Source organism: Stenotrophomonas sp. S41 (genome assembly GCF_016624625.1).
Lineage (GTDB): Bacteria > Pseudomonadota > Gammaproteobacteria > Xanthomonadales > Xanthomonadaceae > Stenotrophomonas.
Window position 1 is genome coordinate 23,473 of the sequence record NZ_JACVTV010000002.1, and the last position, 16,514, is coordinate 39,986.

The 16,514-nt window shown below is 67.3% G+C and carries 12 protein-coding genes; 8 read left to right on the forward strand and 4 right to left on the reverse strand.

Annotation, left to right across the window (positions count from 1 at the left end):
* Positions 1–54: 54 nt before the first annotated feature.
* Both IAE56_RS00650 and IAE56_RS00655 read left to right on the forward strand, forming a co-directional pair.
* Complete coding sequence (locus IAE56_RS00650) at positions 55–3,084, forward strand: sensor histidine kinase (RefSeq protein ID WP_200751061.1); 3,030 nt, start codon at positions 55–57, stop codon at positions 3,082–3,084.
* Between the two features lies 1 nt (position 3,085).
* Positions 3,086–3,736, forward strand: coding sequence for a response regulator transcription factor (locus IAE56_RS00655; RefSeq protein WP_200751062.1), 651 nt, complete (start codon positions 3,086–3,088; stop codon positions 3,734–3,736).
* A 25-nt stretch (positions 3,737–3,761) separates the two neighbouring features.
* Here the strand turns inward: IAE56_RS00655 and IAE56_RS00660 are convergent, their stop codons facing one another.
* Positions 3,762–4,274: a hypothetical protein gene (locus tag IAE56_RS00660; RefSeq protein WP_108768899.1), complete on the reverse strand. Its 513-nt coding sequence runs from the start codon at positions 4,272–4,274 to the stop codon at positions 3,762–3,764.
* A gap of 173 nt (positions 4,275–4,447) precedes the next feature.
* Between IAE56_RS00660 and IAE56_RS00665 the strand changes: the two genes are divergently transcribed.
* On the forward strand, positions 4,448–5,215 hold the full coding sequence (locus IAE56_RS00665) for a tetratricopeptide repeat protein (RefSeq protein WP_200751063.1): 768 nt from the start codon (positions 4,448–4,450) through the stop codon (positions 5,213–5,215).
* 6 nt (positions 5,216–5,221) lie between these two features.
* Here the strand turns inward: IAE56_RS00665 and IAE56_RS00670 are convergent, their stop codons facing one another.
* Both IAE56_RS00670 and IAE56_RS00675 read right to left on the reverse strand, forming a co-directional pair.
* Positions 5,222–5,581: an excalibur calcium-binding domain-containing protein gene (locus IAE56_RS00670; protein WP_234455806.1), complete on the reverse strand. Its 360-nt coding sequence runs from the start codon at positions 5,579–5,581 to the stop codon at positions 5,222–5,224.
* 200 nt (positions 5,582–5,781) lie between these two features.
* Positions 5,782–6,786: a PHB depolymerase family esterase gene (locus IAE56_RS00675; protein WP_200751064.1), complete on the reverse strand. Its 1,005-nt coding sequence runs from the start codon at positions 6,784–6,786 to the stop codon at positions 5,782–5,784.
* 237 nt (positions 6,787–7,023) lie between these two features.
* On the opposite strand from IAE56_RS00675, the gene IAE56_RS00680 reads away from it, so the two are divergent.
* From IAE56_RS00680 to IAE56_RS00695, 4 genes are read left to right on the forward strand one after another with little or no spacing between them, the layout of a single operon-like run.
* Complete coding sequence (locus IAE56_RS00680; protein ID WP_200751132.1) at positions 7,024–9,198, forward strand: TonB-dependent receptor; 2,175 nt, start codon at positions 7,024–7,026, stop codon at positions 9,196–9,198.
* Between the two features lie 11 nt (positions 9,199–9,209).
* Positions 9,210–10,088, forward strand: coding sequence for an alpha/beta hydrolase (locus tag IAE56_RS00685; RefSeq protein WP_200751065.1), 879 nt, complete (start codon positions 9,210–9,212; stop codon positions 10,086–10,088).
* The gene (locus tag IAE56_RS00690) at positions 10,085–10,570 is read left to right on the forward strand and encodes a MaoC family dehydratase (RefSeq protein ID WP_200751066.1); all 486 of its coding nucleotides are present in this window, start codon (positions 10,085–10,087) and stop codon (positions 10,568–10,570) included. The genes IAE56_RS00685 and IAE56_RS00690 overlap by 4 nt, the downstream gene beginning before the upstream one ends.
* A 51-nt stretch (positions 10,571–10,621) precedes the next feature.
* Positions 10,622–13,957: a PAS-domain containing protein gene (locus tag IAE56_RS00695; RefSeq protein ID WP_200751067.1), complete on the forward strand. Its 3,336-nt coding sequence runs from the start codon at positions 10,622–10,624 to the stop codon at positions 13,955–13,957.
* Positions 13,958–13,961: 4 nt separating this feature from the next.
* On the opposite strand, the gene IAE56_RS00700 is transcribed toward IAE56_RS00695, so the two are convergent.
* Positions 13,962–14,636 (reverse strand): response regulator transcription factor, encoded by a 675-nt coding sequence (locus tag IAE56_RS00700; RefSeq protein ID WP_200751068.1) that lies wholly within the window; start codon positions 14,634–14,636, stop codon positions 13,962–13,964.
* 129 nt (positions 14,637–14,765) lie between these two features.
* Here IAE56_RS00700 and IAE56_RS00705 point away from each other — a divergent pair, with 129 nt between their 5' ends.
* Positions 14,766–16,415, forward strand: a complete 1,650-nt coding sequence (locus IAE56_RS00705) for a fatty acid--CoA ligase (RefSeq protein ID WP_200751069.1) — start codon at positions 14,766–14,768, stop codon at positions 16,413–16,415.
* The last annotated feature ends 99 nt before the right edge of the window (positions 16,416–16,514 follow it).

Below are 16,514 nucleotides of genomic sequence, written 5' to 3' on the forward strand. Positions count from 1 at the left end.
GTCCGCGCACCGGGAGCCCTCCCCTACCTCGCCGCATCCCCGCAGTATTTCCGCATGATCCTCTGCCGCGCCGTCACCCGCCGCGCCATCCGGGTGCTCATCCTGAGCGCGCTGCTAGCCGTGTGTTCCGTTGCCTGGGCCACGCAGCATCCGCCGGTCCACGTAGGTTTCAGCGGTTACAACCACACCGCGTGGCGGGCCGGCCAGGGCGCACCGGGCGATATCTGGGATATCCAGCAGGACGAAACCGGCAAGCTCTGGCTGGCCACGGGCTCGGGTCTCTACACCTTCGATGGCCAGCGCTTCGAGCGTCAGGAAAGCGTGGCCGGGGCCGACGCGCCCTCGCTGAACATGATCACCCTGTTTGCCGACCGCCCGGGCAGCATGTGGATCGGCTACTACCACGCCGGCATCGGCCACCTCACCGGCGGGCGACACCTGAAAACGTACCAGCGCGCCGAAGGCGTGCCCCCCGGCGTGGTCTCCAGCTTTGCTTATGACGACCAGGGTGTGCTTTGGGCCGCCGTGGAACAGGGCCTTCGCCGCTTCATCAACGGCCGCTGGGAGAAGCTGCCGGCCTCGATGGGCGTGCCCGAGCGACGTGGCCATTGGCTGCTGAATGACTCACGCGGCACCTTCTGGGCACTGGTGGGGCAGCAGGTCTGGTACATCCCCAAGGGCGGCGCGCGATTCATCGCCACCGGCATCGGCGTTGCACAGATGTCCACGCTGGCCGAGAGTCCGTCCGGCGAAATCTGGCTGGCCGACCGCGGCCGCGGCACGATGCCGATTGCCGATGCCCACGGCATGCTGCCGGAGACCGAGCGTGAGGCGCGCCGCCTTCCCGATATCGTTGCCAGCCGCCTCGTCTTCACCTCCGATGGCGTGATGTGGGCGCCGATGCGCGGCATCGAAGGCATCGGTGGCACCGCACGGGTGATCTTCAACGGCAAGACCGCGGTGTCGATGGAAACCTTCAACGTCGCCCAGGGCCTGACCTCGCCGGCTGCGGTGCCGGTGTTCGAGGATCGCGAAGGCAACATCTGGATCGGCACCAATCTCGGCCTCAGCCGCTTCCGCGCGCAGAGCGTCCGCACGCTCACCGAGGGGCCGAATGATCCGTATCGTGTGGTCAGCCGCAATTCCGCGGGCGACCTGCTCGGTTATGGCGAAGATCCCGTGCCTTACGCGCTGCAGCGGCAGACGGTGGGCTTGTCGCGCGCCGGCCTGCAGGCCGCGGCGCTCGGCAATAGCACACCGTTCTGGCAGTTTGAATGGACCAACCTGGTACTGCGGCGCGGGCGCGAACTGCAACGCATCCCGTTCCCGGGTACGGCCGGAGGCCTGCAGCCGCAGGCGCTGTATTTTCCCAATGCGCACGAAGCCTGGGCCTGCGTGCAGGGCACTCTGCTCAGCCACTACGACAATGGTGCGTGGCGCAGCCCGGTAGACCTCCAGCGCAACAGCTGCAGCGCCTTGGCGCCGGATGGTCGCGGCGGCCTCATCGCCGGGTTTGCCGATGGCGCCGTCGCGCTCTACGACGGTACGCGGCTGCAGACCCTGGGCAAGAAGGACGGCTTGGATGTCGGACCGATCACTGCGATCCTGGCGGAGGGTGAGCTGCTGCTGGTCGCTGGTGAAAAGGGTCTGGCCATCCGCCGCGGCGCTTCGGCATTCGGCGCGGTCCGCACCGATATTGCCGGCGTGCTGGAAGGCATCACCGGCATCGTGGTGGATCGGTCACGGCAACTCTGGCTCAACGGCGGCCGCGGCCTGGTGCGGCTGGATCTTTCCACCGCACTGGAAAGCGCGACCCAGGGCATCGTGGTCTCCCCGCGCCTGTTCGATGATGTCGATGGCATGCCGGGCGTTGCGCTGCAGAGCGGGCCGCTGCCCACCGCCCAGCTTGCGCCGGATGGCCTGCTGTGGCTCGGCACCAACCAGGGCCTGGCGTGGCTGGATACCTTGAAGCCCAACCGCAGCCGCTCGGCACCGGTCACCAGCATTGGCAACGTCCACTATGGCGACGAGCAGGCGCCGCTGGCGGACGGTGCGACGATCCCCGCAGGCATCACCCAGCTGCAGATCGATTTCATCGCCCAGTCGCTCGCGCGGCCGGAACGCAACCGTTACCGCTACCGCTTGTCGCGCGTCGATGCGGGCTGGCGCGATGCCGGCAGTGCCACCACCGCCTACTACACCAACCTCGGCCCGGGCACGTATACGTTCGAGGTCATCGCGGCCAGCGAGGATGGCGTCTGGGGCACCGCACCGACCACTGCCAGCTTCACCATCGAACCGCTGCTGACGCAGACATTCTGGTTCCGCAGCCTGGTGGCCATCGCCCTCATCCTGCTGATTGCCGCGGCTGCGCGCATGCGCGCACGCAACATCACCGCGCTGGTGAAGGCGCGCTACGAGGAACGCCTGCATGAGCGCGAGCGCATCGCCCGCGACCTGCACGACACGCTGCTGCAGGGCAGCCAGGGCCTGCTGCTGCGCCTGCATGCCATCAGCGTGATGCCTGCCCTGCCCCCCGGCGCGCAGGAACGGCTGGAGTCGGCCATGCAGGCCGCCGAAGACAGCCTGCGCGAAGGTCGCGACCGGGTCACTGCGCTGCGCCAGGAGGCGGACAATCGCGCCGACCTCGCCACAGCCCTGTCGGAAGTCTTCAGCCAGCACACGCAGCCCGATGACCGCCGGCTGCGCGTGACCGTGGAGGGCGAACCCACGCGCATCCGCACCGAGGCGCTGGAAGAGATCTACCTGATCGGTCGCGAGGCGATCCGCAACGCCATCGAACACGCGCACGCGTCTGCGATCGAGGTCGAGATTGCCTACGGCACCACTTTCCGCCTGCATGTGCGTGACGATGGCCAGGGCATGGAGCCGGACCGGGTACGCGAAGGCCATTGGGGACTGCAGGGCATGCGTGAACGTGCCCTGCGCCTGGGCGCTGCGCTGAAGATCTGGTCGCGGCCGGGGCTGGGCACCGAAGTCGCGCTGTCCATTCCCACGCACCGCTTGAACCAGACCCGCGCGGCGACGCCGTGGTCACGCCTGCTGAAACGGCTGAGGAGCTGACATGAACACCCCGATCCGCATCCTGGTGGTGGACGATCACCCCCTGCTGCGCGAGGGCCTGCTGGCCCTGCTGCAGAGCAGCCCCGACATGGAACTGGTGGCCGAGGCCGGTGATGGCGTGCAGGCCGTCAGCGCGTACCTGGAGCACCGCCCGGACGTGGTGCTGATGGACCTGCAGATGCCGCGCATGGATGGCATCGAGGCGATCGCCCGCATCCGCGCCACCTCGCCGGAGGCCCGCATCATCGTGCTGACCACCTACAGCGGCGATGCCAAGGCGGTGAAGGCACTGCACGCCGGTGCAAGCGCCTACCTGCTGAAGGACATGCTGCGCCACGAACTGCTGTCGACCATCCGCCTGGTGCACTCGGGAAAGCGCGTGCCGCTGCCGGCCGAGGTGGCCACCAATATCGCCGCGCATATCACCCACGACGCGCTGTCACCGCGGGAAATCGAGATCCTGGTGCTGGTGGCTGCCGGCAGTTCCAACAAGCGGATTGGCGATCAGCTGGGCATTTCCGAGCAGACGGTGAAGGCCCACATGAAGAACGCCATGAGCAAGCTGGGCGCGCGCGATCGGACCCATGCCGTGACGTTGTCGCTGCAGCGCGGGATCCTCAGCCTGGGTGAGGACAGCGTGGATCAGGGCTGAGCGGCGGATGGCAGCGAGCGCCTCGTCAATCCGAATACCAGTAACGATTGAACCGTCTGGTCTTCCGGTCGTACACGAAGTAAGAGGCAGCACTGCCGAACCTGAAATAGTCCAGCACCTGGGCGCGGCTGCACACCTTGGCCTTGACCTCGGGCCCATCGTTCAACGCGAAGTAGTCGTAGCATCCTGCGGGCTCGACCAGCAATCCCATCACGTCGTATCCCAGTGCGTCGTCGACCACGGCCAGCACGTGGCACTCGCGGGACGCCTTCGGGTGCTTCGATGCAAGGCAGATACGCAGCCCTGAGCGATGGCCGACAGGATCGGTGACAAGCATGGCTTCGTCCATGAGGCCGTCGCCATTCATGTCGAGCGTTGCGCTGGCAAAGGCGGTAGGTAGATCGTTGCGCCATGCGTCCTGCCTGAGGTGGTCAAGGTCGGCTGGCATCCAGGCGTCGGCGCGGGTTGCGGGCGGGCCCGCCGCAGCGGATCCCGCAAGGAGGATGGCGGAAAGAAGCACGATGCGCGTTCTGGACATTGCCTTTCCATTCCCTGGACGGTTGTGCGGATTCTGCGCCGTTTTCCGTCGGTCTATGGGGTAGGAAAACTACCCATTCGAGAGTAGGAAAACTCTGATCTACGTCGTTCCGGCGAAGCGGGGGGTGCGATCCCTTTATAGTTCCACCCCTCAGAGCGAACTGCCGGCACACCATGCCCTACATCGGAATCGGACTCCACTTCATCGCGGCCATCTACTTTGCCGTGCATGCCATCCGCTCAGGCCAGAGCCTGTACTGGCTCCTGCTGCTGTTCTCGTTCCCGTTGCTGGGCAGCCTGGTCTATTTCGTGGCGATCTATCTGCCGGAAATCCGCCATTCGCGCGGCGCCCGCCAGGTGGTTCATTCGGCGAAGCAGTTCATCGACCCGGGGAAGGGCCTGCGCAATGCGAGGGCGGAACTTGACCGCACGCCGACCGTGCAGAACCGCGTGCGCCTTGGCATGGAACTGCTGGGGTCCGGCCAGCCCGATGAAGCCAGGACGCTGCTGGAGCAGGCCGCCAGTTCCCCGCTGGGCGATGACCCCTACATCCTGACCGGCCTGGCACGTGCTCGCCTTGAATCCGGGAACGCCGCGCTGGCCGTGGAGACGCTGGAAGGTCTGTTCGCCCGACACCCGGATGTCCGCCGCAAGCCCGAGCAGACCCTGCTGTACGCGCAGGCCCTGGCTGACAGCAACGCCCCGGCCGCCCGGGCGGCCTTCGAACGTGCCGTGGAATGCGGCAATGATGCTGCGGCGCGCTGCCTGTACGCCGAGTGGCTGCTGGCCCAGCCGGATGCGGCGGACCGCGAGAAGAGCCGGAGTCTGTTTGCCAGCATCCTGGACGATGCCCGCCATTGGTCGCGCCATGCGCGCAGCCACAATGCGCCGTGGCTGGAGCGCACCAAGGCGAGGATGAAGGAGCTGGAACGGGCGCGATGAGTGCCCTTACCTGCGGCCCCGATAGGGCTCGCACCCTACCCCGTCATTGTCGCGGTCCAGATGGGGGCCGTAGCCTGGGTCACCACGGCGCACGGGCGCTGCGCCTGCGGCACGGGCTTCGGCGCAGTTGGCGAAGGGGCGTGATCTGCCTGCGGGGCTCGGCGTGAGATTGTTGCGCGCTGGTTGAACGTTCCGCGGCGCGGCAACCGGTGCGCCGCGATGGCAGTGGTAGTCGCCGGTCTTGCGATTGGTGTGGCAGCCGTTCTTATCGAGACCGCCGCCGTGGGCGACGGATGTCATTGGCACGACCAACGCGACGAATGCGAATGACAGTCGCGCGATGAGTGCGCGGGTACGGATATCCATGCCTTCCCCCTGTCAGGCGTGTTTTCCTGGTGGGGAGGCTAGCATGGAGGTGTCGTATCGGTGGCTCTGGTCGAGCAAGCTCGACCGCTACCAAAACCATGCGCCAGTGCGGAAGCATGCGGCCGCCGCACTGGCGATGGTCCCCCAGCCTTTCGTCTCGCAAAAGCCAGTCGAGCATGGCTCGACTCTACAAATTGGCGTCAGCGCTGGTTGTCCTTGAGGAACAGCCAGGTGATCAGCGTGGCATCCGGCCCCTGCGGGTCGGTGAACGGCAGGCCGGACTGGCTGCCGCTCCAGGCATGGCCCATGCCCTGCACCACGTAGTGCTGGGCGAGGATCCTGCCGTTGTAGGCGTAGGTATCCACCGTGTACGCGCGGCCGCCCGGCACCTGGCCGTGGTACGTGCTGGTCGGCACGTGCTTCACCGAGTCGTTGTCCACGCCATCGTCGGCCAGGTCATTGGTCTGCAGGAACTGGCGCACCGCCTGCTGCCCGTTGATCGGGTTGACCGTGGAATCGGCCGTGCCATGGAACACCAGCACCGGCAGCGGTCGCGGCTTCGGCGAGCCCGAGCACTGCCAGGCCAGCCGCCCGTTGCTGTCCGGCGAGTAGATGCTGCCGGCCAGCAGCGCATACGCACTGCCGGAAATGGTGGTGGCGCCCTTGTACATGCCACCGGAATGGATGGCACCGGCCGCGAACACATCCGAGTAGCAGGCCAGCATGATCGAGGTCATCGCCCCGCCGGCGGAAATGCCGGTCACGTACACCCGGTGCGGATCGACCGCGTAGCCGGCTTTCACTTCATCCACGATGCCGGCCAGGATCGATGCCTCACCACTGCCCCGCGCCTGGTTGACCGGCAGCTGCCAGTTCCAGCAGCGCGTGGGGTTGGCGGTGACGTTCTGCCGCGGGTAGACCACGATGAAGCCTTCGGTGTCGGCCACGTCGTTGAAGCCGGAGGCTTCGCCCATCAGGTTCGGGCCGGTCACGCAGCCGTGCAGCACCAGCAGCACCGGCAGCGGCTGGCTGGGTTGGTAGTTGGCGGGCACCCACACCTGGTACTCGCGGGCGCCATAGGCGTTGCCATACAGGCCGAAGTCCCAATGCCCCGGCGTATCCGCTGCGAACGCGGTGGCGCTCAGCGCCAGCCACGTGCACAGTCCCACCAATGCTGCCCTGATCGATTCGATTCCAGAGTTCATGCCCAGATCCTCATGCGTGAGTCGTGGATGAAGTGGTAGCTGGAAGCGGCGCCGTACGGCACCGTCGTGTGGGGATGGGGCCAGTATCCGCATCTGCGCGGCCGTGCCGACTGGACCTAGGTCCACTCGCGGCGGGGGCAAGGGCGCGGCTAGCCTAGGGTCATGGGTGGCAATGGGCCACCTGCAATGGACATGCCCTCTGGGGGGGAATGAATGAAACGGAATTGCTTGAGCCTGATGATCGGCGTGCTGCTGGCCTCCGGGCCGGTGCTGGCACAGGACGCGCCGCAGCCCGCATCGACGGCCGGCAAGGCCGCCGCGGCCACCAACCTGGACAGCATCGTGGTGACCGCGCGCAAGCGCGAGGAAACCCTGCAGGAAGTACCGGTGGCGGTCACCGCGTTCACCTCCGAGGCGCTGGACAAGTTGAACGTACAGGACATCAGCGCGCTCGGCCCGCAGGTGCCCAACATGACCATCTATGCGGCGCGTGGTGCCAGCAGCACGGTCACCGCCTACATCCGCGGCGTCGGCCAGTCTGATCCCACCTGGGGCTCCGACCCGGGCGTGGGCATCTACCTCGATGACGTCTACATCGCGCGGCCGCAGGGTGCGCTGCTGGACGTGTTCGATGTCTCGCGCATCGAGGTGCTGCGTGGCCCGCAAGGCACGCTGTACGGCAAGAACACCATCGGCGGCGCCATCAAGTACATCTCGCGCGGCCTGCCCACCGAAACCGAGGGTTTCGCCCAGATCACCGTGGGCAACTACAGCCAGCTCGATGCCAAGGCGGCCATCGGCGGCCCGATCGGTGGCGCCGACAGTGGCCTGCGCGCCCGCGTGGCAGTGGCCAGCCTCAACAATGATGGCTTCGGTGAGAACACCTTCAACGGCCAACCGGTCAGCGACAAGCAGATCAGCGCGGCGCGCTTCAACCTGGCCGCCTATGCCGGCGACGACTTCGACGTGCAGTTCGCACTGGACTGGACCGACGACAAATCCGGCATGCGCGGCTCGAAGATGCTGGCGCCGAACCCGTTCCTGCCCGGCTACCCGCCGATGGACAGCCGCTACGACATCCGTTCGGGCATGCGCAACCTCAACAACGTGGAGAGCAAGGGCGCCTCGGCCACGGTGAACTGGCGGCCGAACGAAGACGTTGCAGTGAAGTACGTGATCGCCAAGCGCGAATCGGACAGCCAGGGCAACGTCGACTTCGACACCACGCCGGTGAAGCTGGCCGACGTCAGCGGTACCTACGACGACAACCAGGTCAGCAACGAGCTGCAGCTGAACTACGATGCCGGCGGCCGCGTGCGCGGCGTGGTGGGCCTGTACCAGTTCAAGGGCGAGGCCGGTGGCCAGATCCAGAACAACTACTTCAGCGTGCAGTTCGCCGACAACCAGGGCAAGGTGCTGACCGACAGCATCGCGCTGTATGCCGACTGGACCTTCGACCTCACCAACAAGCTGAAGCTGGACGTGGGCGCGCGCTACACCGACGAGGACAAGCGCGCGATCGTGCTCAACCGCCTGTATGCCGACCCCGGTTTCACCCGGCCGGTGGCGGTGACCGCGGACTTCGACAAGAAGACCAACTTCAGCAACGTCTCGCCCAAGGTGTCTCTGGACTATCAGATCACCCCGGACGTGATGGTCTACGGCCTCGCCACCCGTGGCTTCAAGTCGGGCGGCTACAACATCCGCGCCAATGCCGTGGCGGTGCCGCGCTCGGCTGAGCCCTTCGATGACGAGACTGTCGACAGCTTCGAGATCGGCAGCAAGATGGGCTTCTTCGACCAGCGCCTGTTCCTCAATCTGTCGGCATTCCACAACAAGTACAAGGACATCCAGTTGTCGGTGTTCACCGGCATCGACACCAATGGCGATGGTATCGACGATTCCTTCTTCGGCGACTTCACCAACGCCGGCAAGGGCACGGTCAATGGCCTGGAGATCGAGTACCAGTACCTGCCAACGAAGCACTGGCTGATCTCGGGCAACCTCGCCTGGCTGGACGCCAAGTACGACGAGTACATGGACCGCGGCATCAACGTGGCCAAGCAGATGAAGTTCACCAATGCGCCGGAGTACTCGGGTGCGGTGAACCTGGAGTACCGCACCGACCTGGCCAACGGCGGCAACCTGTCCGCGCGGGTGAGCTACAGCTACCAGAGCGAAGTGTGGCCGACCACCGACCTTAGCCCGGTGATCCGCCAGGGCGGCTACGGCCTGGTGAATGCCGGCGTGGTCTGGCGCGTGGACGATGCCTGGACGCTGTCCCTGCAGGGCACCAACCTGGCCGACAAGGAATACCGCACCACCGGCTACAACATCCCCGCGGTGGGCACGCTGATCGGTTTCTACGGTGCGCCGCGCCAGTATAGTCTCAGCGCCCGTTACGATTTCTAGGAAGCTTCTGCATGACGCAGTCTTACGACGATCTGTACTGGAACAGTGATGATGGCCTGCGCCTGCACGCGCGCGACCATGCACCGGTCGCGGGGCAGTCGCCCCGCGGCGTGGTGGTGTGCATTCCGGGGCTGACCCGCAATGCGGCCGATTTCGATGCGCTCGCGCAGACCCTGACCGACGAGGGCTGGCGGGTGATCGCCGTCGACCTGCGCGGACGCGCCGGCTCGGAGCGCGCGCACGACCCGACCAGCTACAACGCACGCACCTACGCCGATGACATGGTGGCGCTGCTGCGCTCGCAGGGCATCCCCAAGGCGGTGTTCGTGGGTACGTCACTGGGCGTGCTGGTCACCCTCACCGTGGCCTCGCGTGCACCGGACCTGGTCGCAGCGGCAGTACTGAACGATGCCGGCCCACGGGTGCCGCGCGAAGCACTGGCGCGCATCGGCAAGTACGCCGGCAAGCCGGTGCCGCCGATGGACCTGCAGCAGGCCGCGGCCTACATGGGCACGATCGGCAAGGCCGCATTCCCGCGCTATACCCCGGACGACTGGCGGGCGATGGCGCTGCGCACCTTCCGCCACCGCAGCGATGGGCTGATGGAGCTGGACTACGATCCGGCCATCATCCGCACCACGCGGCCGTGGGTGCTGTGGCTGCTGCGCCCGGTGCTGTGGCGCGCGGTGCGCAAGCTGACCGCACGGGCCCCCGTGCTGGTGGTGCGTGGCGCGCTGTCGGACATCCTGCCGGCCGACGTGGCGCGGCAGATGGCGGCCACCTCGCCCAGCGCCAGCCTGGTGGAAGTGCCGGATGTCGGCCACGCGCCGATGCTGTCCGAGCCCGAAGCCCGCGGCGCGATCCTGGGCCTGCTGGCGGGCGTGCGGTGACGACGGCTGCCGCAAGCGAAGCGCTGCCGGCCGCCCTGCGCCCTCTCCAGCACTGGGCGGCCGGCGAGCGGCTGGGTACGCCGACGCGTATCTCGCAGGCGCGCATCGATGCCTTCGCCGAGGCCACCGGTGATCACAACTGGATCCATGTCGATCCGGCCCGCGCACAGGCGCAGCTGCCGGGTGGGAAGACCATCGCCCACGGGTTCCTGCTGCTGTCGATGACCGTGGACGAGGATGTGGCCGCGCTGACCGGTTTTGCGGGCATTGCGCATGTACTGAACTATGGTTTGAACAAGGTGCGCTTCCTGGCGCCGGTGCCCAGTGGCACGCAGGTGCGGGTGCGCTCGCAGCTGGTTTCGCTGGAGCCTCGCGGGCCTGGCCAGTGGCTGCTGACCCAACGCAAGGCCGTGGAGTGCCTGCCCGACGGCGAGGTGGCACTGGTAGCCGAGCAGCTGGCGCTGGTGGTGCTGGCGGCCTGACCGCGCGCCGCCTCGCTGCACGCAGGCGGCGGTTCTCTCTACACTGGAGCGATGTTGACGCCTTCCATCGTCCTGTTCGCCTGTATTGCGTGGACCGTTCTGCTGTTTGGCGTGGCCCTGTGGGGCGAGCGCCAGGGGCACCGGCTCGCGCGCGTGTGGCCGGCCATCTATGCGCTGTCACTGGCCGTGCACTGCACCGCCTGGACCTACTACGGTGCGGCGTCGCAGGGCGTGCAATGGGGCTTCCCGATTCCGCCGACGCTGGTGGGCATGGCGCTGATCTTTGCCTTCGGCCTGCCCTTCCTGGCCCGTCTCGGCCGCCTTGCCAAGCAGCACAACAGTGCCACCATTGCCGATCTGGTGGTGGCACGGCTGCGCGCCGACCAGGGCCTGGGCGTGACCATCACTGTGGTCGCTCTGTTCGGCATCATTCCGTACATCGCGCTGCAGTTGAAGGCGGTCAGCCAAGGGCTGGGCGCACTGCTGGGTGACCGCTTCACGCCGGCCGGCTGGCAGCTGGACATGTCGTTCTGGTTCGCGCTGACAATGGCGGCGTTCACCCTGCTGTTCGGCGCACGCAAGGCCTCGGCCACCGAACACAACCGCGGCATCGTGGTGGCGCTCGGGCTGGAATCGGTGTTGAAGCTGGTCGCCCTGCTGGCCATCGGCCTGTACGCGGGGCTGTCGGTGCAGCAGGCCGGTGGCCCGCTGCTGGAGAAGATGGCCACGCTGCCGCCGCCGGCGGTGGTGCCTGATTATCTGACCATGGTCGCGCTGGGTGCGATCTCCGCCTTCACCCTGCCCCACCAGTTCCATGTGGGCGTGGTCGAGCTGCGCCAGCCGTCGGACCTGAAGACGGCGCGCTGGCTGTTCCCGATGTACCTGCTGCTGATCGGCCTGCCGTCGGTGCCGATGGCCCTGTACGGCGCCTCACAGTTGCCGGCGTTGGTATCGCCGGACCTGTACGTCCTTGCCCTGCCGCTGGCCGGCGGCCACCACCTGCTGGCCCTGGTGGCCTACCTGGGCAGCTTGAGCGCGGCCACTGGCATGATGATCCTGTCCGGCCTGACGCTGTCGATCATGCTGGGCAACCACGGCGTGGGCGCGCGCCTGCTGGGCGGTATCGACGGCGGGCTCGCGGCAGGCGATCTGCGCCCGCGCGTGCTGGCGTTCCGTCGCGCCGGCATTCTTGCGGTGTTCCTGATGGCCTGGCTGTACAGCCGGGCGATGAGCGATACCGAAGCGCTCAGTGACTTCGGCCTGATGTCGTTCACCGCGCTCTCGCAGCTGGCACCGGCGGTGCTGCTGGCGGTGTACCGGCCGCGCACGCCGTCACCGGCGATCATTGCCGGCATCGTGGTCGGCTCGCTGGTGTGGCTGTGGCTGGTGCTGCTGCCGATGATCGTGCCTGCCGTGCCACACGGGGCGAGCACCGATGGGGTGCACTGGCTGGCCCTCCTGTCGATGCGGCTGCAGCCGGGGCATATCGCCATCAGCATGGGCGCCAGCCTCGCTGCCAACCTGCTGGCGGTGGTGCTTGTGGCACGCGCGGTGCGTCCGTCGCTGCCGCGGCAGCGCGATGCGGTGGCAGCAGTGTCGCTGCGCAAGACCGCCGGCCGCTTCCTTGGCCCGGAGCGGGCCCGGCAGCTGATGGATGGCCACGCCGGGCAGGTGCTGGATGACGAGCGGGTCACCGCCATCGAGCGCGAGCTGACCGCTGTGGTCGGTGCCGGCATGGCACGGCTGCTGGTGGAGGCGGCACGCGATGGCGGTGCGGCTCCGCTGGACGCGGTCACCCGCGCGGTGGGCGAAGCGACCCAGGTGCTGCGTTTCAATCAGCGCCTGCTGGAAGCAGCATTGGAGAATATGAGCCAGGGCATCAGCGTGGTCGATGCGCAGCTGCAGCTGGTGGCCTGGAACAGCCGTTATGCGGCGCTGTTCAAGTTCCCGCCGGAACTGCTGCAGGTCGGCCAGCCGGTCGCCAACCTCACCGCATGGGCGCTGGGCCAGCTGCGAATCGGCCATGTTCCCGGCGACAGCCCGGAGAAGGCCCTGCAGCGCCGCGTGGTGCACATGCGCCGGGGCACCCCGCACCTGTCCGAACGGATCTTCCCGGACAACACCATCGTCGAGATCCGCGGCAACCCGATGCCGGGCGGTGGCTACGTGGCCACCTTCACCGATGTCACCGCCTTCCGCCGTGCCGAGGATGCGCTGAAACGCAGCAACGAAACCCTCGAGCGCCGCGTGCAGGACCGCACTGCGCGGCTGGAACAGGCGGTGCATGAGGCCGAACGGGCCAACGTGGCCAAGACCCGCTTCCTCACCGCGGTGGGCCACGATCTGATCCAGCCGCTGCATGCGGCCCAGCTGCTGACCGATGCGATGTCGCAGCACATCGAATCGGAGTTCCTGGACAGTTTCCTGCGGCAGATCCGTGGCGCGCTGGATTCCACTGACGACCTGCTCTCCGGCCTGCTGGACATTTCGCGGCTGGAAGCCGGCGGCCTGGTTGCCGATCCTCGCCCGTTCGCGCTGTCCAGCGTGCTCGATCCGCTGGCGCAGGAGTTTGCGGTGCTGGCCGCCGCGCGTGGGCTGCACTTCGGCTATGTCGGCACCCGCGTCTGGGTCCACAGCGATCCGCTGCTGCTGCGCCGCGTGCTGCAGAACTTCCTGGCCAATGCCATCCGCTACACGCGCAGCGGCGGCGTGCTGCTCGGTGTACGCCGCCATGGCGATCGGCTGTCGATCGGCGTGCATGACAGTGGTCCCGGCATCGCACCGGAGCAGCAGGCGGTGGTGTTCGAGGAGTTCCACCGGGTCGACCGCAGCAACGGGCAGGGCCTGGGATTGGGCCTGACCATCGCCCACCGCATTGCAGCGCTGCTGCATGCACCGCTGCAGCTGCGCAGCGTGCCCGGCCGTGGGTCGGCCTTCTCGATCAGCGTTTCGCGGGCAACGCCGCCGGAGGTGCCGCGCAGCACGCCGGTGAGCGGCGGCAGCAGCACCATCAAGGGCCTGCGCGTGCTGGTGGTCGACAACGATGCCGAAGCACTGGAGGCCATGCGGCAGATGCTGCTGGCCTGGGGCTGCGATGTCGTTGCGGTGGCCGATGCCGCTGCGGTGCAGGATTCGGCCGGGGACGCGGCGCTGTGGCTGTTCGACTACCACCTCGATGACGGCGACACCGGTGTGGCGCTCTGGCAGCGCCTGGTCGCGATGCATGGGCCGCAGCCGACGGTTATCCTCAGCGCCGATACCGGCAGCGACACGCGCGAGGCGGTTCGCGGCGCCGGGCTCTCGCTGTTGAACAAGCCGTTCAAGCCGCTGGCGCTGCGCTGGGCGATCAACCACCTGCTGGCGGCGCCGAACACCCTGCCCGCCTGATCGCTCAGGCGTCCTGCGCGTCTTCGATATGCCGGGAAGGGTCGCTCAGGCCCATTTCATGCAGCACACGAATGGCCTGGGCACGATTGCGCACGCCCAGCCGCTCCATGATGCGGGTCATGTGCGCCTTGACCGTGCGCAGCTGCACGCCAAGGCGGTCGGCGATCTGCTTGTTGAGGAGGCCCTCGGCCACCAGCCCCAGTACCTTGTACTGGTGCGCGGACAGGCTGGCCAGGCGCGCGGCCAGGTCGGCATCCTTGCTGAAGGGCGCCACGCGTGCGACCGGCTCACGCAGGATCGCGGGAATCCAGCGCTCCCCCTCCAGCACCGACTGCAGGGCCAGCTGCAGTTCGCTCAGCCCTGAGCTCTTGGGCAGGTAGCCGGCGGCCCCCAGATCGATCGCGCGGCGGATGACCTGCGGTTCCTCGTTGGCCGAGACGATGATGATCGCAAGCCCCGGCTGCAGGGCGCGGATCGTGGCCAGCCCGGCCAGGCCGTGGTTGCCCGGCATGTGCAGGTCCAGCAGCATCAGGTCGATCGACTGGCGTTCCAGGGTCTCCAGCACGCTGTTCAGCGAATCGGCTTCGCTGATCTGCAGATCCGAGACGGCTTCTTCGGCCGCGCGGTGCAGCGCAGCGCGGAACAGGGGATGGTCGTCGGCGATAAGCAGGGTTGGCATGTTCAAGCGAGATTAGCAAAACATCCGCGGCCGGGCACGGGTACCTAGGTACGCTGGTGCGCGTCTACCGGGTTGCTAACGTGGCCGCATGAAAAACGGCCGCTGATGCGCCACCCACAAGGACCGTCCATGTCATCGACCCCCGCCGCACACCCGTCCGCCATCGAGGCCCACGCCTACCCGCTGCTGATCAAGCAGCTGCTGCTCACGCCACTGGCGGTAAACCCCGGGCAGGAAATCGTCTACGGCGACAACGTGCGCTTCGACTACCGCACCCTGCAGGCGCGCATCGGCCAGTTGGCCGGCCTGCTCACCTCGCTGGGGGTGAAGCCCGGCGACACCGTGGCGGTGATGGACTGGGACAGCAACCGCTACCTGGAGAGCTACTTCGCGGTGCCGATGATCGGCGCTGTGCTGATGATGGTGAACATCCGCCTGGCGCCGGAGCAGATTGCCTACACACTCAACCACAGCGGTGCGCGGGTGATCCTCGCCAACCGCGAGTTCCTGCCGATGCTGGCCGCCATCGAGGAGCACCTGCCCGACCTGCGCACCCGCATCCTGCTCGACGATGCCGAGGGCGAACTGCCCGCCGGTTTCGTGACCGAGTACGAGGCCGGCCTGCGCGCGGCCACGCCCGTCACGGCGTTCCCGGATTTCGACGAGAACACCCGCGCGACCGTGTTCTACACCACCGGCACCACCGGCCTGCCGAAAGGCGTGTATTTCAGCCACCGGCAGCTGGTGCTGCATTCGCTGGCGGCAATGGCGGCGCTGGGCAGCGCGGCCAGCCAGGGGCGCATGCATCGCGGCGACGTGTACATGCCGATCACCCCGATGTTCCATGTGCATGCGTGGGGCGTGCCTTACGTGGCGACCCTGATGGGCATCAAGCAGGTCTATCCGGGCCGCTACCTGCCCGGCAACCTGCTGGCCCTGATCGACCGCGAGAAGGTGACGTTCTCCCACTGCGTGCCTACCATCCTGCACATGCTGCTGGAACACCCCAGCGCGGCACAGATCGACCTGAGCCAGTGGAAGGTGATCATCGGCGGCGCGGCCCTGCCACGGGCACTGGCGCAGCGTGCGCTGGCGCTGGGCGTCGACATCTTCGGGGGGTATGGCATGTCCGAGACCTGCCCGCTGTTGACGCTGGCGCAGATCGATGTGGACGCGCTGGACGATGCGGAGGAGGAACTCTCGCTGCGGACCAAGGCGGGCATTCCGGTGCCGCTGGTGGACCTGCGCATCGTCGATCCAGAGATGCAGGACGTGGCCCACGACGGCGTCGCCACGGGTGAGGTGGTGGTGCGCGCGCCCTGGTTGACCCAGGGCTACCTGCACAACCCTGATGCATCGGCCGCGCTGTGGGCCGGTGGTTACCTGCACACCGGGGATATCGGCAACATCGATGCCGGTGGCTACCTGCGGGTGACCGACCGCATCAAGGATGTGATCAAGACCGGTGGCGAATGGATCTCTTCGCTGGCACTGGAGGACATCATCGCCCTGCACCCGGCGGTGAACGAGGTGGCGGTGATCGGTATCGCCGACACGAAATGGGGCGAGCGTCCCCTGCCCCTGGTGGTGCGGCATGCGGGACGCGAGGTGAGCGAAGCCGAGATCATCGAGCTGATCGCCGCGCGCAGCCGTGCGGGTGATCTTTCCCGCTATGCGATTCCCGAACGGGTTGCGTTCGTGGAGTCGCTGGAACGAACCAGCGTGGGCAAGATCAACAAGAAGAAGCTGCGCGGGCTGCATGACCCAAGCACCGTCTGACGCCAACCAAACCGCGTGGACCGGCCGGTTCATCCACGCATGGCGTGGATCTACCAAGGCGGAACTCCCTCAGTAGATCCACGCCGTGCGTGGATGCGT